Source organism: Methylocystis sp. MJC1 (genome assembly GCF_026427715.1).
GTDB lineage: Bacteria > Pseudomonadota > Alphaproteobacteria > Rhizobiales > Beijerinckiaceae > Methylocystis.
The window spans coordinates 2360669-2380674 of record NZ_CP107558.1 but is presented as its reverse complement, the minus strand read 5'-3'; the positions used below and the strand labels follow the sequence as shown (position 1 = coordinate 2380674).

23 protein-coding genes are annotated in these 20006 nt (G+C 60.3%); 18 read left to right on the top strand and 5 right to left on the bottom strand.

The features are described from left to right. Positions 1 to 16: 16 nt before the first annotated feature. Positions 17 to 742, bottom strand: a complete 726-nt coding sequence (locus tag OGR47_RS11645) for a DUF1614 domain-containing protein (RefSeq protein WP_165053806.1) — start codon at positions 740 to 742, stop codon at positions 17 to 19. Positions 743 to 1015: 273 nt separating this feature from the next. Here OGR47_RS11645 and OGR47_RS11640 point away from each other — a divergent pair, with 273 nt between their 5' ends. After that, positions 1016 to 1453 (top strand): hypothetical protein, encoded by a 438-nt coding sequence (locus tag OGR47_RS11640; protein WP_165053809.1) that lies wholly within the window; start codon positions 1016 to 1018, stop codon positions 1451 to 1453. Between the two features lie 135 nt (positions 1454 to 1588). Here the strand turns inward: OGR47_RS11640 and OGR47_RS11635 are convergent, their stop codons facing one another. The 3 genes from OGR47_RS11635 to OGR47_RS11625 form a co-directional block, all read right to left on the bottom strand. Beyond that, positions 1589 to 3142 carry a tetratricopeptide repeat-containing sulfotransferase family protein gene (locus tag OGR47_RS11635; protein ID WP_165053812.1) on the bottom strand — a complete coding sequence of 518 codons (1554 nt, stop codon included), beginning with the start codon at positions 3140 to 3142 and terminating at the stop codon, positions 1589 to 1591. 307 nt (positions 3143 to 3449) lie between these two features. After that, positions 3450 to 5498, bottom strand: a complete 2049-nt coding sequence (locus OGR47_RS11630; RefSeq protein ID WP_165053815.1) for an alkaline phosphatase family protein — start codon at positions 5496 to 5498, stop codon at positions 3450 to 3452. A gap of 189 nt (positions 5499 to 5687) precedes the next feature. Next, positions 5688 to 5879, bottom strand: a complete 192-nt coding sequence (locus OGR47_RS11625) for a hypothetical protein (RefSeq protein WP_165053818.1) — start codon at positions 5877 to 5879, stop codon at positions 5688 to 5690. Between the two features lie 402 nt (positions 5880 to 6281). Between OGR47_RS11625 and OGR47_RS11620 the strand changes: the two genes are divergently transcribed. From OGR47_RS11620 to OGR47_RS11545, 16 genes are all read left to right on the top strand, one after another. Continuing rightward, entirely contained in the window at positions 6282 to 7679 is a 1398-nt protein-coding gene (locus OGR47_RS11620) for a sigma-54-dependent transcriptional regulator (protein WP_165053821.1), read from the top strand. Continuing rightward, positions 7676 to 8512 carry a GvpL/GvpF family gas vesicle protein gene (locus OGR47_RS11615; protein WP_256367641.1) on the top strand — a complete coding sequence of 279 codons (837 nt, stop codon included), beginning with the start codon at positions 7676 to 7678 and terminating at the stop codon, positions 8510 to 8512. Before OGR47_RS11620 ends, OGR47_RS11615 begins: the two co-directional genes overlap by 4 nt. A 96-nt stretch (positions 8513 to 8608) precedes the next feature. After that, positions 8609 to 10072: an ATP-binding protein gene (locus OGR47_RS11610; protein WP_165053827.1), complete on the top strand. Its 1464-nt coding sequence runs from the start codon at positions 8609 to 8611 to the stop codon at positions 10070 to 10072. 101 nt (positions 10073 to 10173) lie between these two features. After that, on the top strand, positions 10174 to 10497 hold the full coding sequence (locus OGR47_RS11605; RefSeq protein WP_165053830.1) for a response regulator: 324 nt from the start codon (positions 10174 to 10176) through the stop codon (positions 10495 to 10497). A gap of 227 nt (positions 10498 to 10724) precedes the next feature. Next, positions 10725 to 10943: a gas vesicle structural protein GvpA gene (gene gvpA, locus OGR47_RS11600; protein ID WP_165053833.1), complete on the top strand. Its 219-nt coding sequence runs from the start codon at positions 10725 to 10727 to the stop codon at positions 10941 to 10943. An 83-nt stretch (positions 10944 to 11026) separates the two neighbouring features. Continuing rightward, entirely contained in the window at positions 11027 to 11479 is a 453-nt protein-coding gene (locus OGR47_RS11595) for a hypothetical protein (protein WP_165053836.1), read from the top strand. Between the two features lie 145 nt (positions 11480 to 11624). Continuing rightward, the gene (gene gvpN / locus OGR47_RS11590; protein ID WP_165053839.1) at positions 11625 to 12641 is read left to right on the top strand and encodes a gas vesicle protein GvpN; all 1017 of its coding nucleotides are present in this window, start codon (positions 11625 to 11627) and stop codon (positions 12639 to 12641) included. Positions 12642 to 12657: 16 nt separating this feature from the next. Continuing rightward, positions 12658 to 12981: a hypothetical protein gene (locus OGR47_RS11585; RefSeq protein WP_165053842.1), complete on the top strand. Its 324-nt coding sequence runs from the start codon at positions 12658 to 12660 to the stop codon at positions 12979 to 12981. A gap of 38 nt (positions 12982 to 13019) precedes the next feature. Further along, positions 13020 to 13403: a hypothetical protein gene (locus OGR47_RS11580; protein WP_165053845.1), complete on the top strand. Its 384-nt coding sequence runs from the start codon at positions 13020 to 13022 to the stop codon at positions 13401 to 13403. A 36-nt stretch (positions 13404 to 13439) separates the two neighbouring features. Continuing rightward, entirely contained in the window at positions 13440 to 14189 is a 750-nt protein-coding gene (locus OGR47_RS11575; RefSeq protein ID WP_165053848.1) for a GvpL/GvpF family gas vesicle protein, read from the top strand. A gap of 185 nt (positions 14190 to 14374) precedes the next feature. Continuing rightward, positions 14375 to 14623, top strand: a complete 249-nt coding sequence (locus OGR47_RS11570) for a gas vesicle protein GvpG (RefSeq protein ID WP_165053852.1) — start codon at positions 14375 to 14377, stop codon at positions 14621 to 14623. Then, the gene (locus OGR47_RS11565) at positions 14610 to 15215 is read left to right on the top strand and encodes a gas vesicle protein K (RefSeq protein WP_165053854.1); all 606 of its coding nucleotides are present in this window, start codon (positions 14610 to 14612) and stop codon (positions 15213 to 15215) included. Before OGR47_RS11570 ends, OGR47_RS11565 begins: the two co-directional genes overlap by 14 nt. 11 nt (positions 15216 to 15226) lie before the next feature. Then, a complete protein-coding gene (locus OGR47_RS11560; protein ID WP_165053857.1) occupies positions 15227 to 15565 on the top strand; it encodes a gas vesicle protein in 339 nt (112 codons plus the stop codon). Next, entirely contained in the window at positions 15562 to 16080 is a 519-nt protein-coding gene (locus OGR47_RS11555) for an Hsp20/alpha crystallin family protein (RefSeq protein WP_165053859.1), read from the top strand. The genes OGR47_RS11560 and OGR47_RS11555 overlap by 4 nt, the downstream gene beginning before the upstream one ends. A gap of 32 nt (positions 16081 to 16112) precedes the next feature. Continuing rightward, positions 16113 to 16697, top strand: coding sequence for a hypothetical protein (locus OGR47_RS11550; RefSeq protein ID WP_206527463.1), 585 nt, complete (start codon positions 16113 to 16115; stop codon positions 16695 to 16697). Positions 16698 to 16709: 12 nt separating this feature from the next. Continuing rightward, positions 16710 to 18905 carry a CDC48 family AAA ATPase gene (locus OGR47_RS11545; protein ID WP_165053862.1) on the top strand — a complete coding sequence of 732 codons (2196 nt, stop codon included), beginning with the start codon at positions 16710 to 16712 and terminating at the stop codon, positions 18903 to 18905. Here OGR47_RS11545 and OGR47_RS11540 read toward each other — a convergent pair whose 3' ends face one another. Continuing rightward, on the bottom strand, positions 18906 to 19163 hold the full coding sequence (locus OGR47_RS11540) for a hypothetical protein (protein ID WP_253948111.1): 258 nt from the start codon (positions 19161 to 19163) through the stop codon (positions 18906 to 18908). Between the two features lie 219 nt (positions 19164 to 19382). On the opposite strand from OGR47_RS11540, the gene OGR47_RS11535 reads away from it, so the two are divergent. Then, a complete protein-coding gene (locus OGR47_RS11535; protein ID WP_165053864.1) occupies positions 19383 to 19994 on the top strand; it encodes a hypothetical protein in 612 nt (203 codons plus the stop codon). The last annotated feature ends 12 nt before the right edge of the window (positions 19995 to 20006 follow it).

The window sequence follows — 20006 nt, the reverse complement described above, 5'->3', positions numbered from 1 at the left end:
ATCGTCCATGCTCTTATCACGAAGCCCGAACGGCGCTTTGCGCCCGGCCCCCGATCAGGCTCGCAAGCAGAACCGACAGCACGCCGGTCATGAAAATCCCGTCGAATGTGCCGGCGCCGCCGATCGACAGCACGGGCGTGCCGAGGCCCTCGAGCTTGTCCAGATTCAGCAGATCGGCCCCAACCAAAACGCCGAGGCTCCCGCCCGCATAAGCGAGAGGCGCGAGATGGCGCCAGGAGATGATCGCCGCGATGATGGTCGCCGCGAGCGGCGCGATGAATATCGGCAGCGCGATGCCGATGCCGCGCACCGGCTCCGCGAAAGCATGGCTGATCGCCGTGACACAGGCCGCCGCTATGACGCCCCTGATCCAAATGGCGTTTCGCGAGAGCAGAAAGATCGACAGCACGGTCGGAATGACGGCGCCGCCAACATTCACCGCAAGAATGACTCTCGGCTCCTCGACGAACCTCGGCACGAGATAGGGAACGCCGAAATAGACGATTTCGCGCGTCGTGACCATCGGTTCGCTGCCGAGCGTCGCCACCGGGATATTGATATAGCTGCCGACAAGCGAGGCGAAGAGCAGGAAGACGGCCGTTCCCGAGCTTACGCCCAATTGCATATAGGCATATTGGAGAATGCGCAGCTCAACGAGAATGACCAGCACAATGACGACGCCCGCCAGCAGGACAAAGGCCGGCGGGGCTATCGGCAGATATTGCGCGTCACTGAAGTGCATGGGGGCCTCCCAGCTTCTGTCGAGAGAAATGGGGCGCGCGCGCTTGTTCTTCCAGAACAGACGACTTCCGAGGGGCATGTCGACGGTCCCTTACGCCGCCGGTCGAGGCGAAGAGAGGCGTGCTCCAGTCGGATTTATGCGTTATGATCTGGTCGCCAGCGCACCGTGATTTCCAAAGGCATGAGTTCCAAGAATCCACGCCGAATTGGCGCCCGCCAACTGCCGAGGCCGACTTTGATCCCGCGCGCCTTCGCTTGCGTATTGGCGTTGGCGATGGGTGCGTATGGACCGGCATGCGCCGATCCTCGCATCCTCGAAGGCGGCGGCCAGCCCTTCAGCGAGAACGACGCGGCGGGCGCGCCGACGCCGCCCGCCGAGGCGCTTGCGGAGCCCCCTTCCAGGCTGGGACTGTCCTTGAGGGCGATCGTCAAGCAAGGCGGGCGCGGCAAGGCGTTTATCTCCCAAGGCGCCGCCGACGTCGGCCTATGGGTGGGCGAGGGCGCGGCGGTTGGCGGATTGACGGTCTTGTCCATCAACCATCAAAGCGTCGTTTTGCAGGGCGAGGGATCGTCCTATCGGCTGACGCTGAACTACAACGCGCGCGGCGGGGCGGGGACGCTGGCGGCCCCGGTCGCTGCGCAGGTCAACGCGCCTTTGCCGCCGCCTCCGCCGGTTAGACTCCCGAGAAGCTTCAAAGCGGGAGAGGACTGAGCGGCGCGCCAAGCGGGGCTTGTCATCCCCGGCGGGCCGAAGGCCCGACCGGGGATCCAGAGCCACAAATACGCTGGTTTTGCTCTGGATTCCCGATCACTTGCGTTGCGAGCGTCGGGAATGACAGTGAACCAATCAAACGGATGTCATATCCGTTACGAGATCGGGAGCGAGTTGCTTCAGCCGGTCGCGGAACGGCTCCAACGCCTGCGCGTGTCGTCGCCATTTGCCGACAGATGTGTCGTAGAGCGGACGCCGTATTTGAACGGCGCTGGCTGTCGCGGAGGGGGCGCGGCTCTCGTGGAACCGCAGGACGCCGTCTTCCCACGGTAGGCCCAGGAATTCGATCATTCGGCGGCTTTGTGTGGCGATGTCCGCCACAATGTCTTCGTAGCGGACCGTCAGGACGCATGCCGAAGGCAGGGTCTTGCGCCAATGCTCGGCCAGCCGACGGTAGGCGACGCAATAATCGGCCAGCTCCTGGAGATCGTAAGAGAACAGGAACTTGCCATTGAAGTGCGCCTTATACAGCGACCAAGCCATATCCATGGGATCGCGCTCGATAAGGATAATTTTTGCGCGGGGCAGGGCGGCGTGAATGAGCCCGCAGTAAAGATAGTTCTCGAGCGTCTTGTCGAGAATCCGATTCTTCGTCGGCGCGCAGACGCTTTCGATCGCGGCGAGATAGGCCGCGCCCAGCGCGCCGAAATCGGCGCGGGAGCCGCGAGCGGCGCGCGTCGACTCGACGGCGAAATAATTCGTTTCGCCAATCGACTCGATGGCGCTGTGGCTTGCGAGAATGCGCTCCGCGAGCGTGGTGCCGCTGCGTGGCAGGCCGCAGACGAATATGGGCGAGGCGTCGAGCCTGCTTTTGGGAAGAGACGCAAGCCGCGTCGTGTTTTGCGTCTCGATGAGGCGATAGACGAAGGTCAGCTCGGCTTTCGCGTCATAGCGCATGTTATCTCGCCACAGACGCGCGGCTGCGGCGACTTCGGCGAAGGCGCGCGCGTCTTCCTGCAAATCCTCAAATTCCTTGGCGAGGGCGTAGCGCAGCGTTGCCTCGTCAAGCGCATTCGTGACGCCTTGTCGCAGTCGATCGCGAATCTCTTCGATGTGATTGCGCGTCGTCGTTTGACAGCGAAGATCGGAGCGCAAGTAATAGGCGAGGGCAAAATTGGGCCGTCGCGCAATGGCCGCATCGCAATGCGCTTCCGCCGCATCGAGCGCGCCGAGCATGCGCTCGGTTGCGGCGAGGTTGAACAGAAATTGCGCCTCGTCGGGGCGGGCCGCGACTGCGCATCGCGATAATTCCAACGCTTGCGCATGGCGTCCGAGCAAGCCGAAGACCGCCGCGAGACTATCCTGCGCCACGGGAGAAGTGGCGAGCGGCGCGGCGCTTTGCGCGGCGTTCAGCGCCTCGGCCGCCTCGCCGCGAAGGTGCATGATCTTGGCGCGGGTGATTTGGCACAAGGCGTCGTCGGGTGAATGCGTGGCCGCGCGATCCGCACATATGCGCGCCGCATCCGGGCGATTTCGCAGCCACGCAGTTTCGGCGAGCAGCGCCCATGCGCGCCCGCTTTTGGGATTCCTGTCGAGCTCCGCCTTGCATAATTGTTCGGTCGAGGCGACGTCGCCATTGGCGAAAGCCGCCATAGCGGCGGCGACGGTTTTTGAGAGGGTGATCTTCAAGGGCTGAGCTTTGATTGGTTTGGTGTCATTGCCGACGCTCGCAAAGCGAACGATCGGGAATCCAGAGCAAAACCAGCGTTCTTGTGGCTCTGGATTCCCGGTCGGGCTTTCAGCCCGCCGGGAATGACAAAAGCCCCAAGCGAGCTGTTCAAACGGAAAGGGTATAAGTGTTCACGCAGATGCAGAAGCTTCTCATGCTGAGAAGCCTGCGCAGCAGGCGTCTCGAAGCACGAGGGGCGTCAACACGACGCCGTCGCGGCGGCTCCATTCAAAGCCGCCGCGCTCGTTTTCAAGTCATCTGTCCCTATCAATCGTCGGAGCGTTCCGACCGACCGAATCTGAACATGCTCCACAGATCGCCGATCGCCGGCATATTGGAGGGAGCATAGCTGCTCGCCGCCTGAACCGGATTGGGCAGATTATCGCGCGAACGCGATGACAGGGTCGGCAAGCTCCAGTTGCGCTCGATGAACTTCACGATGGAGGCGTGGTCGCCATATTCATGGGAGACCTGGCCGCCCTGCGAATATTTCGAAACGACGAGCAAGGGAATGCGCGTGCCGTCGCCGAAGAAGTCGACGGGCTGCACAAAGCCGGAGTCATAGTAGCCGCCGCCTTCGTCGAAGGTGATGAGGATGGCGGTGTTATCCCAAAGCTCCTCGTTGGCCTGAATCTTCTGGATGATCTTCTGAGTGAAGCCCTCGAACAGGTTGAGCTTGGACGAGGCCGGATGACCATCCGTGAAGAGGCTCGCCTTCACATAGGACACCGCGGGAATCTGGCCGTCCTCGATCGCGTCGTAGAAGTCGGTGATGTCGTAGTTATGCTCCGTCCGCGCCTTGGCGTCGGACATCGTCGAGGCCGAGTAGAGGAACGGGTTGCAGATGTTGCAGTAGAGATAAGCGGCGGCGAGCTTGGGGTCCGGATAGGCGGCCCAGGCGCCGGACGGGGCGACCTTGAAGTCGTTCCAGCGTTCGCCGAAATAGGCCCAGGAGACGCCCTTGGCCGTCAGCGCATCGCCGATGTGGCGCTGCTTGCGGACCGGCGGCAGGGTGAAGGCCGCGAGCGGCGCCGGCGGGTTATATTCGCCGAAGCCCGTATAGGCGGGGGCGAAGTTGTTGACGAGGTAATAGACGCCCTTGTCGCAGTTCGGCTTGACCTTGATCGCGTTGAGATAATCCGTGATCGGCTTCACGCCGGGCTGCGTCGTGTCGGCGCAGCTGACATAGCTGCCGCCCGAGTAGCCGTCGTTGGTATACCAGTTATCGGCGCCCGCGAGCGTCTGATCCGCCCAGGGATTGGGGTTTTCGATCACATTGGCCGGCGGCGTCGCCGGATCGCCATTGGCGTCCGCGTAATAAAGCGCGTCGGCGTAGCCCAGCATCATGAAGTTGGCGTAGGTGCCGCCCATGACCGGCTGGTGGTAGTTGTCGGCGAGCACAAATTTGCGCGCCAGCGACGTGAAGTAGGGCGCGTCGCCTTTCGCGACGTTGTAGAAGCCCATGGCGATGTCGCCTTCCTTCAGCGTCTTCGGCGGCTTGCCGTTCGATCCCGCGGCGACAGACTGCTCGACCCAGGAGAATAGATCGTTCAGGCAGCCCACAGGCGCATTGGCTGAAATGTGGCTCTGGTCGCAATCGAACTGCTGCCACATCTGGAAGAAGCGATGGACAGGGCTGCCGGCGAAGGTGTCGTAAAGGCTCTTTCCGTTCTTGTCGACGAGCGGATAGGCGCCGTTCGGCAGATTCGCATTGTCCTTGATGCGAATGTCCGGCGAACCGGGATCGACGCCGGTGGCGCCGGTGTACATGAGATTCAGATATTCGGCCGGCAGGGCGTATTCGATCTTGGCAAGATCGGGGAGGCGATAATCGGTCGAATTCAGCGGGCCGGGGCCGTCCCAGGCCGCCTGCTGCCAACCGCCGTCAGCTTTCCCGTAAGGGGCCTTGAAGGCGTAGGACGTGCCGGCCGGCTGCATTTGATGCGTTGTCTGATCATAGGGGCCGAGCTTGGCGGGCGCGATCGAATATTGGGTCGTGTCGGTCGCGCGATACTGCGTCGACAGGCTGTAATGTGGGCCGGGCGCTCCGTCGATCGTGACGATGCCCTTGCTCAGCAGATTGTCGATCGCCTGGCCGGCTTTGGGAACATAAGTCGCGAAGACGTGATCGAAGGTGCGGTTTTCACCGATGATGACGACGACGTGCTTGATCGGGCTCTTTGTGAGATTGTCATTGGACCGCGCGCCGCCCGGAGCGACCTCGGCGGAGGCCGTTTGGCAGCAGACCAGAGACAGGATGGCGGCCGTTACGACCGACTGTTCTTTCAGCCGGTTCTTGAATTTACGGAAATGCATGTTTCCCCTCATCACGAAAATTGTGAACGTTCCTCCATCCAGAGGGGGAAAAGCCACGCGGATATAACAGGATAAAGACAATGCCCAGGTCGCGCCGCGACGAGCGAGGAACGCCCGTCTCAAGAACTGCGTGAAATCGAACATAAGAGACGCCCCGGGCCGGATGCCGGCGCGGGGCGTACGAAGCAGCTATTTCTTGTGTTTCCGGACCATCATCTCGATGGCCGTGACGGACTCGGAAACATTCAGCCAGTTTTCGGCCTGTTCGTCGTTCTTGAATTCCCGACCCAGATTGATGGGCTCGTCGTGGCCGGCCAGATGGAGAAAACACGCCCATTTGCCGTTTGGCAGTTGCTCTACCGTGACCTTCTCGTCCGCCATATGTCCTCCCTTTGCGTTTGCCGCTTTTGTCGCAAATTGTGCACGAAGCTGCTGCGCGACCGCGCCACGCAACAATCTTGCCAGCCGATTGCTATTTGCTTTTAGAGGCCTAGTGACGCCGAGCGCACGCGCCGGGATAGTGAATCGTCAGGTATGGGGCCGTCGGCCAAAGCAAAATACGATCGCGGGTAAATGTACACATCAAGCGCAATCGTTACAATTCGTTCGAATGCTAATGACGTGTTTACTTTTCTTCGCCGCCGGCTGAGGAAAGTCTTGAAAGCTTGACGCTAGTCAAGGAGCATGGCGCGGCGCTCGTCTAAGCTTATCCTTGCTCAAACATTGAACGCGCTGGCGGGCGCATTCGCATCCAGCCAGATCAATAAATGATTGGCTCAAATCATGTTGACGCGCAATCGAAGCTCGATCCTGCTGATCGACGATGATCATGACATGCGATGGGCGATGCGAAACATATTAGTGGATGCCGGTTTCGACGTGTTGGAAGCACAAGCTGGCGAGCCCGGTCTCGAATTGGCGTCGCGCCATCCGCCCGACGCCGTCGTTCTCGATATGCGCATGTCCGGGATGGGCGGCGAGGAGGTTTTGCGGCGGCTGTTGCAACGCGATCGGCGCCTTCCCATCGTCATCGCCACGGCTTACGGCACGATCGCGGGCGCGATCAACGCGATGAAAGAGGGCGCATTCGAATATCTCACTAAGCCTTTTCGGAACGATCAATTCGTGGATGCCGTGAAGCGCGCGGTCGCTCGCCGGATGGCGTTTCACAAGCAGAACACCGAGAATTTACGCGCCGATGTTTTCGGCCTCATGGGTAGCAGTTCTGCCATCCAAAAGCTTGCAGATGAGATCGAAGCCGTCGCCCGCTCCGACTATTCGGTTGTTGTTCAAGGCGAAACGGGGAGCGGCAAAGAGATTGTCGCACAGAGCCTACATCGGCATAGCGGTCGCGTCGCCAAGCCTTTCGTCGTGGTCGACTGCGGCGCAATTGCCGAATCCCTCATGAACAGCGAATTTTTCGGCCATGAAAAGGGGGCGTTCACGGGCGCCGCCGCACGGCATCACGGTTGTTTCGAGGCTGCAGCAAAGGGAGGCACGATCTTCCTCGACGAGATAGGCAATCTCTCGACCGCAGGACAAAAGGCTCTTCTGCGCGCGCTCGAAGCGCGCACGATCCATCGCGTGGGCGGGAGCGAACAGATCAGCCTGGACGTGCGCGTCATAGCCGCCACGAACGACGCTCTCAAGGAGCGCGCGGAGTCGGGGGACTTTCGCGAAGACCTCTACTACCGTCTCGCGGAATATGTCGTCTCGGTGCCGCCTTTGCGCGCGCGCCCGGAGGATATCCCTTTCCTCGCGGGGCGCTTTCTGGGGCAGGCGCGTGAATGTCTCGGCCACCCGCCAATCGAAATTGAGCCAAAGGCGCTCGACTTGTTGCAGGCCCACGACTGGCCCGGCAATGTGAGAGAATTGCGAAACGTGATGAGGCGCGCGGCGCTCACCTCGTCAGACGTTGTCTCCGCGGCTCATATCGCCGACCGTCTTTATCGGCCCCCGGCGACTCTTTCGCAAACAACGCAGATGGCGTCTGCCGCCACGCCTTTGCGTGATCAAATGCGCTGCCAGGTGCGGGCAGTCGAACGCGACGCCGTGCTCGACGCTCTCAATCGAGCAAACGGCAACAAGGCAGAAGCCGCACGGCTGCTGGGAGTGGACTACAAGACCTACCGCTTGAAATTGAAGAGGTTCGAGGGAGAGCGCGGAGAAATCAGCCAATGAGGACTCCCGATCCGCCCGAAACGAATAAGGCCATTTTGTCTATCGGGTCGAGCGAGTCCGCAATCTCACTCTTTGCATTCGTGGATGCGAACCAAATCTGCGCGGGGCAATTGATGGACTCCGAGGAGAGCGCCTTGACCCTGCATCGCGCCGGCGTCGTCGGCGCGATCATAGACTCCGTCCCAATCGCGGATTTTTGTGGCGTCGATTCGCAGCGCAATTTGCAGGACGTCTCTTGGCTGGCGCGGCGTGTTCGTCGCCACGCAGAAATCCTCGCGCGGGCGATGCAATTCTCGCCTGTCTTTCCGGTTCCTTTCGGAACGCTCTACACCAGCCTCGAAAGCCTGAGCGCGTTCATGGAGTCGCATGAGGCGACGATTGCGCGCTTCCTTCTCGACGCCTCCGACAAGGAGGAGTGGGAGCTTCGAGCCGCCGCTCGGCTCGATGATCCGATCGTTCTCGACCGATTGGCGCGCAAAGCGTGGCCTGAGTGGGCGAAGCTTTCGAATGGCCTTCGATACATGCGGCTGTGTCGAGACAAACATATGTTGCGCGATTTGGGTCGTGCGGAAGCTGCGGTCGTCGCACGTAACTTGGTGCAGGAACTGGAGCCATTGTCGGCAGGTAGCTGCGATCGCAACCTCGAAGGGACGGATTTAATAGCCCGTCATGCATTTCTCGTCCCCAAGGGCAATGCGGCTGCTTTAAGCCAACGCGTTGCAGAGCTGAACGGCCGTCTTGGAGCCGAGTCAGTAGAATTTACTCTGTCGGGACCCTGGCCGCCGTATAGTTTTCGACCGCAGCTCAACCGACCTCTCTGTTCCTCGAACTGAGACTGAGGTCGCTTCCCAGATCGAAAATACGCGCGCGCCTGTCGGAAAGAATCATTTTTCGCAAACCCTCGGCCACGCAAACCTTTTGAGAAGCCGATGTTTCTAGACACGCTCGATCACGAAAGCTTTTTCCATGCTGTGATGGACACAATACCATCCTCGATCCTTATTCTCGACGAAAGTCTCACCGTAAGAACGGTGAATACCAACTTTCTCGAAAAGTCGCACGGAAGCTTGCTCACGATCCTTGGAAAACGCCTGCAGGAAATCTTTCCCGCGGCTTTCCAGGATACGCCTTTGGACCAGCAGATACGTGAGGTGATCGCGTCGGGGAAAACGCTTCGGCGCCGGCGGATGACCTATCGCGCGCCCGGAGTCGCTCTGCGAACCTATTCTTACAGTATCTGTCCATTGCAGCTTCGAGGCGGCTCACGAGGCGTTATCCTGGTCATGGACGACGTTACGGACCTGTTGCAGCTTGGGGAGGAGGTGCGCCGTACGCAGCTGCATCTCGCGAGCGTTGTCGAAAGCGCCGGCGATCTCATTATCTCGACCGACTCGCGTGGCGCAGTTCTGACTTGGAACACAGCGGCTGAAAAATCGACAGGCTATGCAGAGGGAGAGGTTCGCGGCTCGAAAATCGCGGGCCATTTTGACGAGCCGCAGAAACAGGAAGTCGAATCCTCCTTCCGGGGCATCAGCGAAATCGACGATTGCCACTCGATCGAATGGCCGATGCGTTGCAAAAACGGCGAGACAATACCTGTCTCCTGGCGCTTATCGAGGATGACGAGTCCTACCGGCGAGGTGACCGGCGTCGTCGTCGTCGGTCGCAGCCTCGTCGAGCAGCGCGCCATGGAAGCACAGATCCATCAGGGCGAGAAGCTTGCCGCCTTGGGTATCGTTATCGGCGGAATCGCGCATGAAATTCGCAACCCGTTAGGCGTCAGCTCCGCCGCAGCGCAGCTGATGAGAAATCGAATGGGTTCGCCCGATTTGCTGGGGGAGTGCATCGACAAAGTGATCGGCGGCATCGACCGCGCGTCGCTCGTTGTCGAAAGCCTGCTTCGGTTTGCCCGTCCGCAACCGATCACCGAAACGACTCGCGTCAATGTGGTCAGTATGCTGAAAAACGCATTGATGTTCGCTTCCGGCGAAGCGGCGGTCGGCACGCGTTACGACTGGAGCCCGCCAGCCGAGGCGATGGATATTTACGCCGAAGGCGTCCAGAACCTGCTGGAGCTGGTTTTTATCAATCTCATGCTCAACGCCTTCCAAGCGATGCCGAATGGCGGCCTTTTGACTATCGACGTGCGCCGCGACGGCAATGAGGTGATCGTCGAAATCGGCGACAGTGGCCCGGGAATTCCCGAGGCGCATCTGCGGAAAATTTTCGACCCATTTTTTTCGACGCGCTCGGATAGCAGACGATCGGGCCTCGGCCTTTCGGTGTCGCATTCGATCGTCCGTCAGCATGGCGGCGATGTGAACGTCCGGACGACTTTGGGCGTGGGAACGATATTCGCGGTCCGCGTCCCTGCAGCGCGTGAGTCGTCGTAAATTGAAGGCGCCTTTGGAGGGTCGGCGAATTGACTGCTTTCCACGCTTGCCTCGCCCCGAAAACCGCACTCGTCGTCGACGACGATCAGGATATGTGCTGGGTGCTCGAAGCCGCCTTGAGTCGGATTGGTTGGACAGCGGTCACAGCCAATAGCGCTCAAGAAGCTCTTGGCTTAGTGAGCGGGGATGCGTTTCCCATAGCCTTCGTGGACGCCCGTTTGCCCGACATGGATGGGTTTCGGCTCAGCGCGCGATTCCGCATCATACGTCCCGGCATGAGCATCATCCTGATCTCGGGTTATTTCCTCGGCGACGACGTCGATATTCTCGATGCTATGCGCGCTTCGACAATTGACGGCTTTCTCGCGAAACCATTTCAAATCGAAGCGATCGCCGCCGCGGTCGACAAGGGCGCCAAAGGGTAAAGCGACCCCTGAACCCGGGCGTCGACGCCCGACCTCCCGGATCTATATTTTGCAACCACGAAAATGAGCGAAATTGAAAGGTAATGAAATTCAAAGGAAAAACTAGTTTTTCATGCGAGGCGCGCGGTTGGCGCCGGTGTTGCTCTTATCTATTCGGCCGATGGAACGATGAGTTCTCTTCGGTGTGTTCGCAAAGCGCTCAAAGCGCTTAAGAATGGAGAAGCTTCATGGCACGCGTTCAAAAATCCGTGGACTCGTCAAGCCTCGGCGAAGTTGTTGACCGCATCCTCGACAAGGGCATCGTGATCGACGCCTGGGTCAAGGTCTCGCTCGTCGGCATCGAGCTGATCACGATCGAAGCCCGCGTTGTGGTGGCCTCGGTTGAGACCTACCTCAAATACGCTGAAGCTGTCGGCCTGACCGCTTCTGCGGCGGCGCCCGCCTAAGGCCGTCCCCCATCGCCGGAAGGGCATGTTTTTCTAAGGCGCGCCCTTCCGGCAGATTGCAAACTCCAGATGGAGGATTGGTCATGGCGAAAGTTTCGGAAGGCATCGCGCGCATCAAAACCGGAGTTGATTCAAGCCGCCATTCTCGGCAAGAGCTCGCGGAAGAGATCAAGAACGCGACGATAAGCCGCCACCAGGATATCGACGCGCTTCTCGAGAATCTGAGGGCTGCGAGGATCAGATCGGGCCGCGACATCGCGGCGCAGCTGCGACGCGCTACGACGGCGCGTAGCAACGAGGTTCGCGCAACGCTGAACAGCCTGAAGGCGAACCGCGCGCGCGACAGCAAAGCCTATCATGAAAAGGCCGATGCGTTCATGCGCGATTTGACGAATGGCGTCGCCGCCCTTCTGGCGTCTTTCGCGAAAGCCAATCAAGATCGTGCGTCCGCCTTGCATCACTCGTTCTCCAGCTATGCGCGAGACCGAAAGCATGCAGCGGCGATCTGGCAAGGGAAGGCGTCCGCGCGCCATTGACGAACATCGAGGCGGCCTAGCGCTTATCGCGCTCCGTTAATTGAATTCGGAAGCCATGGTGCCAATGCGCAAGTGGCTTCCCCTCTCATTCTCGCCACGCAAAAGCGCACGGCAGTTCGAGCGCGCATTTAGGAAAGGACTCGTCATGAGCGCGATAGCTCTCGCTAGCCTAGGTCAGGACGCCGAGGATTTCTCCGAGGACGACGGCTCGATCGCGCTCGGACCGAGCGACGCTTTCGTGAGTTCTCCGGCTGTTCAGGAGCTTGCGAGTAGAGCGCTCGCCTATCTCGAAGCGGGATATGCCGTGCATTTTTCGGGTCCCGCGGGCAGCGGCAAGACAACCCTGGCTTTTCATGTCGCCGCGCAGCTCGGCCGCCCAAGCATCCTGCTCCATGGCGATCATGAATTCGGCAGCTCCGATCTGATCGGTCGCGAGAGCGGATATCGCAGATCGCGCGTGGTCGATAACTATATCTCTTCGGTCGTAAAGCTGCAGGAAGAGGGGCGCGCGCTCTGGACCGACAATCGGATTACGACCGCCTGCCGTCTGGGGCATACGATCATTTATGACGAATTCAACCGGAGCAAGCCGGAGGCGAATAACCCCTTCTTGAGCATATTGTCGGAGGGCGTTTTGAACGTTCCGGGGCTGCACGGACGCGGCGAGGGCTACATTAAGGTGCATCCGCATTTTCGCGCGATCTTTACCTCCAATCCGGTTGAATATGCGGGTGTCTATCGTGCGCAGGACGCATTGCTCGACCGCATGATTACGCTCTATTTCGATCATTATGACCGCGAGACGGAGGTTGCAATCGCCGCCAAAAAAGGCGGCGTCGATCAGGCGCGCGCGGAAAAGGTGGTCGACTTTGTTCGCTTGTGCCGTCTTCAAGGATCTGACCCGCATTATCCAACCTTGCGCGCATCGATAGCGATCGCTCGGGTGCTTGCGGCGCGCGGCGGCGAGGCCAGTCTTTCAAATCCGGTCTTTCGTTGGGCCTGCCGAGATATTCTTGGCCGGGGATCTCAAAGCTCCCCTAAGCCGGGAGATTTTACATCCGACACTGTCGACGAGTTGTTGCTGCAATTCGAACTCGAAGCGCTGGAGCGCGCGCAGCGCATGCATGCGCATGGGCCGGCCAACCAAACCGCGTGTTTTTAAACTGGGAGAAGGCGACATGGCGATGCACCGGCAGCCATCCCGCGGCCTGAGCGATCTGCGAACTTTGACGGGGCGCACCGACAAAAGCATCCCCGCGCACAAGGCCTATCTGCGAATGAGCTTTCTCGAGCTCGAACGCGCACGGCGTTCACTGGAGCTCAGAGCGGCAACCGACCGTTCCGATGCGATAAACGCGAGGTTTCGCGAGATTGACAAGGAAATCGCTGAAATAACAACTCAGCTGAACGGAACGGCGCCACCAGCCCAACCTGTGACAGCTGTGAGGAAATCGCCGGTCGGGATGCGCCATGCAAAGAGGCGCTTTTCCTTCACTTACTGAGTGGCGCGCGTTCCACGCAAATTATCGGAGAAGTCCCCATGCCGCCCAAAAGTCAGCACGTCGGATCCGAACAGCATGTTTCTCCTAACGCCGCGCCGCCGCCACCGGCGGCGGCGCCCAAGGCGAAGCCAGCCCCTGCGGCGCCTATCGGCAGTAAACTGTCTGGCGCGAGAGCGGCAATTCAACAATTTCTTACGACAGAGCTCGGCGCTCGGGAGTTGCGAATAACGAAGATTGCCCCGATCCGCCATGGCGACGGTGGTTGGAGCGCCGAAGCAGAAATTCTCGTGCCGAACCTTGAAGTCAAGATGCTCGGCTTGCCACTGACGCAAGAAGTGCTCGAACGAGAAACTTACACTGTCGAACTCGACGAGGATTTAACTGTCCGGGCCTATGGTCATATCGAAGAAGAAGAGGCTTGAGTTCTTCTGGACTCTGGTTAGTCGAAAATCGTTGGCATGGGAGAGAGATCGATGGGCCTCTATGTCTATGCGGTGACGAGCATCGAAGACGATCTACCAAGTCTGCAGGGCGTGCTCGATCGCCAGACGTTTAGAGTGGGCTCGGGTCCCTTGAATGCGATCGTCAGCGAATGTCCCCATGGCTCTCTGCGGGCGGAACGGCGCAACCTCGCCGCGGCGCAGCGCGTGCTTACCGCGCTCAACGCCAAATTCGATCTTCTGCCCATGGCTTTCGGAACGATCGCGAAATCAGAAAGCGATCTTCGGCAGTTTCTCGACGGCCAGCGCGATCGCCTTGTCAACCAGTTGCAAAGAATCTCCGGGGCCGTGGAGATGGGCGTGCGGCTGAATATCGATGCTGCCGATCCTATTGCTTATCTGGTTGCGCGCCATCCCGCGTTGCAGGCCGCGCGCGACCGAACCTATGTGGGCAGCCGCCCTCCGTCCCATGACGCCAAGGTTCGTCTCGGTCAGATGGTGGACGAGGCGTTTCGACGCTATCGGGAAGCACAGTCAGCGCAGGTGATGTCGGTCCTGGGCGACGCTTGCATCGAAGTCTTGTCCTTGCCGGTTCGCAACGAGAAGGAGATCGCCAATTTGGCGGCGCTCGTCCCTCGGGCAGGGCTCGAAGAGTTCGAGCGGGCTGTGCAAGCCTCGGCGAATGAAATCGAGGAAGAGATCGCCTTCAATATCGCGGGCCCATGGCCGCCGCATAACTTCGTGCAGTTCGCGTCCCAGGAAGGGTAGGCGGAAATCACCACGTCTCGTTAGGAGCGCAACGCCCATGTTCATCCTCGACGACGCCGTGAAGATCGTGACGAAAAGCGTGACCTTCGTTCTGAGCAAGATATTCAAGGTCAGATCGGGGAACGCGACACGTAAGGCGAACTTTGAAACAAACCCATCGGATTCCGTCCGAAAGGCGAAACGCCATGTTGCTGATCGATGATTTGCTCGCGGCCCCGATGCGTGGGCTGATGTTCGTTCTGGAAAAGATCGACGAAGCCGCTCGTCAGGAGCGTGAGGCGGAGGAACGCGCCATCATGGCTGAGTTGTCGGAGCTCTACCGAGCGCTCGAAACAGGCGCGCTTACAGAAGCGGAATTCGACGCGCGCGAAGAAGGACTATTGAAGCGCCTCGATGGCTTGCAAGGGAAGGGCGGCGGCGATGTCAATTCCTGAGCGCCGCGTCGCCATGAGCGAGCAGCAGCGTAACCTCTCGCTCGCGGAAGCGCTCGATCGCATGCTTGAACGAGGCGTCTCGGCGCAAGGCAATTTAACCATTGGACTTGCGGATGTGGATCTCATCTTTCTCGACCTGCGGCTGTTGTTGGGGGCCGTCGACACCATTTGGCCGGACGGCGCTCCGACACAATCTATGATCGAGCCGCGTCTGCCGCCCGGGCCCGCCGCGCCGCCTTGCGCGCTTGTCGAGCCTCTTGCGCAACCAAGTGCGCCTCCCGCCGATCCGCTTCAACTAGCGCGTGACGATCGCCTCGCGACCAATGTCGGACGAGAGCCGGCGGGCTCTGCGCGTTCGACAGCCGATGGTCTTCTGCGCCTGGCGCTCACGCTCGTTCGGCTTCTTCACGACGTCCTCGAACGCCAGGCGGTGCGTCGCATGGAAGGGGGACGCTTGACAGACGCGCAGATCGACCGACTGGGCGCCGCGCTTTTCGCGCAGGCCCAAGAAATTGCGCGTCTGCAGCGTCAATTCGGTTTTTCGGAGAGAGAGCTTTCGCTTCAGTTTGGCGTCCCCGACAGCGCGTTGTGAAAGGACCGTTTATGTCAACGTTGCATCAACCTATCACGCATTCGGTCGACAGCTCCAATCTCGCGGATTTGCTCGAGCGTATTCTCGACAAGGGCGTCGTGGTTGCCGGGGACATTTCGATCAAGCTGGTCGAGGTGGAGCTTCTCACTATTCAGTTGCGGCTCGTGATCTGCTCCGTCGACAAGGCCCGCGAGCTCGGACTCGATTGGTGGAACCACAATAACGGCCGCCTCGGGGCGGCGGATGGCGAAGCGAAGTTCGGCGCCATCGAGCGGCGAATGGAACGGTTGGAGGAGGCGCTTTGCGCCCTAGCTACGGCGCCAGGCAAACCAGAGGGTGCTCATCCATGACTAGGAAAGACCGGCACGAAAACGAAGACGTCACCGGCGTCGCGGGCTTAGAGAAAATCGCGCGGGGATTATCGAATCTGTTCAGCGTCCTGGCCGATTTCGACAATCTTCCACGACGCGGCCGCCATGAGAAGGACGGCCGCGTGATGGAGTATTCGTTCGGTGCGCGCACGCTGCGCGAAGCGGCCGAAGAACGGGTTGCGGCGGAAGACGAAACGCCGGGTTCCGAACAGCCGCGACGGCGGGCCGCAAAACGAACCACGGTCGAGATGCTCGAGCCGGTGACGGATATGTTCGACGAAGGAAACGAGCTGGTGTTCCTTTTCGAGCTTCCCGGCGTCGAGCGCAAGGATATACGCTGCATCCTCGACGGCGACATTCTGCTTCTTGAAGCGAAAGCGGGCGACCGGCTTTATCGCAAGGAAACCTTCATCGAGGAAAAACTTGCAGGGAGCGCGCCTCAGCTCAATCTGCGGAACGGCATTCTGGAGGTGCGGCTCGCCAAGCAATCCTAGCCTCGGCGAGCGGCAAGGGAGCACGATGCGTCATGGCGCGATTGATCTACGTGCCTGTCCTTCACAGCGTCGCCGAGATGGGGGCCGCCGCGCCCGCATATAAGGCCGCCTTCATCGCCCGCCATGGAGAGGCCAAATGGACGGAGCGCTGCGCCGCGTTCGACGCGATCTGGCGCTCAACCGCAGAGGCCATCAAGGCCCTCGGCCTCGATCTCCGGCGCGTCAAGCTTTACCAAGATAGCCTGCCGGTTTGCGATAAAGAGAGCGAATTGGTGAGCAACCTTGCGGCCCAGGGGAGCCCGAATCATCAGCTTCTGGAAAGCCTCATGCGTGGCGGCGCGACGCTTGTCGGCACGGAATCGCCGGCGCTTCTCCTCGATGAATATAAGCTCCTGCAGTCGTCGGAGCGGACGGACGCCAAGGCGGCGGCGCTTCTGGACGCCCGCGACCGTTTCATCGCGGAACGCATAAGTCAGACGCTCGGCGAGGAGGAGGTCGGACTCCTGTTCATCGGCGCGCTGCATCGGGTCGCCCGATTTCTGCCGCAGCGCATCAAGGTCGATTATGTGGCGGTCAGGAGCGAATTGTCGCAAGGCCAGGAACAACCCAGAATGTGAGGCGAGGCTCCCATGAGCGAGAAAGCCAAGAAAGACGAGGGAATTCTTCGCCTCACCGTAGTCGAGGCGCGGCGCGAAGACGTTGGACGCGGCGTCGCCCGGCTCGATCCTGAGACATTGCGTCAAATCGGCGCCGCTCCGGGAGAAGTTCTCGAGATTGCGGGACGCGGCAAAACGGTCGCCAAGGCGATGCCCACTTTCAAGGAACAGAGAGGGCAGCATATCATCCAGCTCGACGGCGTCTGCCGCACCAATGCTGGCGTGGCGCTGGGCCAAGCCGTCGCGATCCGGAAAGTCGCTTATGCGACCGCGCAAAAACTTGTCGTGACTCCGCTCGGCGCCGGCGCTTTGCACGAAGACGAGATCGAACATACCGCAAGGCGGCTGGACGGGCTCGCCATTCGCACCGGCGACCGTGTGCGGATCGCTCTGTTCGGCGGAACCCACCGTGATTTCCTTATTGGCCGAACCGAGCCGGACGGACCTGTGATCGTCCATCCGGATACGTTGCTGTCGCTGGAGCGTCCACGTTCGACATCGTCCCATCAGGCGGCATCCTCGGAAGCCGACGACATCATCACTTATGATGATTTAGGCGGCATGGAGCGCGAGGTCGCAAAAATTCGCGAGATGGTGGAACTGCCGCTGCTTCATCCGGAGCTCTTCGAGCGGCTGGGCATTACGCCGCCGAAAGGAGTGCTGCTGCACGGCCTTCCTGGTTGCGGCAAGACGTTGCTGGGGCGCGCTGTGGCGCATGAGTCGGATGCTGACTTCATCTACGTCAGCGGTCCTGAGATCATTCAAAAGTTCTACGGCGAGAGCGAGGCGCGGCTGCGCAAAATTTTCGAGGATGCACAAAAGCGAGCGCCTTGCATTATTTTCTTCGACGAAATCGATTCCCTTGCTCCTAAGCGGGAGCGGGTGGAAGGCGAGGTGGAAAAGCGTGTCGTTGCCCAGCTGCTTGCGCTCATGGATGGTTTGAAGAGCCGCGGCGACGTCATCGTAATGGCGGCGACGAACCGTCCCAATAGTCTCGATCCGGCTTTGCGCCGGCCGGGAAGATTCGATCGTGAGATTGCCATCGGCATTCCCAATGAACAGGCGCGACGCGAAATCCTCGAGATCTACGCGCGCGGAATGCCGCTTGGGAGCGACATAGATCTTTCTGACCTCGCGGCGACGACGCATGGGTTCACCGGGGCCGATTTGAACGCGCTTTGCCGGGAGGCCGCCATGGCGGCGCTGCGTCGCCAGCTTCCCGAATTGGGGCTCGGGGACAGTCCGATGGCCTATGACGCGCTGATGGCGCTGGAAGTGATCATGGCGGATTTCGCAGAAGCGATGAGCGAGGTGTCGCCGTCGGGCCTGCGGGAAGTGGCGGTGGAAACGCCAAATGTCGAGTGGCAAGACGTCGGCGGCCTGGATACGATCAAGGAAGCTCTGAAGGAAGCGATCTCCTGGCCGGTGAGCCAACCGCATCTATTCGAAGCGATAGGCTTGCAACCGCCGCGCGGAATACTGCTCTACGGCCCCCCCGGAAACGGAAAGACGCTGATTGCCAAAGCGCTCGCCTCTCAGAGCAATTTGAACTTCATCTCCGTCAAGGGACCTGAACTCTTGTCGAAATATATCGGCGAGTCTGAACTGGCCGTCCGTGAATTGTTTGCGCGGGCGCGTCACGCGGCGCCTTGCGTGGTGTTTCTGGATGAAATCGACTCCCTTGCGCCCAAGCGCGGCCTGGACGGCCGGTCGCCGGTGACCGATCGCGTCGTCAGCCAATTGCTCACTGAGCTTGACGGCGTCGAGACGCTGAAACAGGTTTGGGTGATTGGGGCGACAAATCGTCTCGATATTATCGACGACGCGCTGCTCCGGCCTGGCCGGCTCGATTTTCACTTGGAGGTGACGCGGCCGGATCTCTCGGCGAGAGCCGCGATCCTCGGAGTGCATTTGCGCAAGAAACCGGTCGACGAACGAGTTGATCTTCAGGCCTTGGCCGTAGCGGCCGAAGGAATGTCGGCGGCGGAGGTCCGCTTCTTGTGCGACCGCGCCGCGATGAGCGCGATCCGCCGCATTTACCCGACCGGTGAAAAGGAGACGGTTGACGTCAGCGCGCTACGCATCGAGCAGCGGGATTTCGACGACGCGCTGTCTGCGCAAATGGCCGCCTCGAGACAAGCAGCGTTGTCTGGCGCAGCCTATCCTTGACTAAAAAGGCTCCACGATCGCAGCCATGTCGGGGATCAGACGAACCCTGTAACGCGCGTTTTCGCATCTGATGATCCACACCGCCTCGTCCGGCCGGGAGGCGGCGGCGTCGCGGGCCGCGCTCTTGGGCGTATCGCATTTGTAGCCTTGCATGCGCAAATGCGCTGCGACGACGTCTTTGGTCGATCCCTGCGCAAAGCAGGGCGTTGCGAGACTCACACACAAGCTCGCCAACAGGATTTTGGCGCAGGTTCTCATCTCAAGGCTCCCTCTGTTATTGCTTGCCGGATCAGTCCTCGCGCCATCCTAGTTCAAGTCCGAAACGCCGCAAAGAACGACGCGGGGCTTTGCCTGGCTGGTTCCACGCGCTTGGGGATGAGACGACTATGCCTGGAAGACGAGTTGCGTTGAATTACATGTTGAGCGACTTCGGTCGTTGCGCCCAACTGGAGCGGCGGCGAGCGACGAAAGGCTTGCGTGGAGGCGACGCTGTCGGATCAACCTACTCCCAAGGCTGGCTTTGATCTCGAGCACGAGAAACTCGGGCGCGACGAGCTATTGGCGCTTCTGCACGACGTGACTGAGCAGCGCGATACGGTGCTTACGCAATATGAGGCCATGGCGCTGCAGGTCGACGAGGCGGTGCGGGAGGTCGACGAGGCGCTGGTGGAGGCCCAACACAGCGCCAAAATGGCCAAGGAGAGCGAGGAACGCGCGGAACAGCACGCGGCGCACATCAGTGAGCTTTCACGTGAGCTCGACGCGGAGCGCCGCAAGCGGGGTGAGATCGCCGAGGAGCTCGCCCATCTTCATCATGCGCTCGAGCATGGGCCGATCGCGCATCCTTGGCGCATTCTGCGGCTTGCCGTTTTGCAAATCATCGAGGATTGGATCGCCTGGCTGAGAACGAAAATCCCGCCGGAGAGCGCTCTTTTGCCTTGGTTCGACAAAGCGGTCGAGCTGGCGAGAACGACTGGACGTTTCGCGCTGAAAAGCGCCGTTACATTTTTAAGATGGGCGCAACCCCACGCCGTCGCTTCATGGGATTGGCTAAAAAGAGAAGCTGCTCGGCGAATGAGCAAGCGTTAGCTTGCGGTCGGA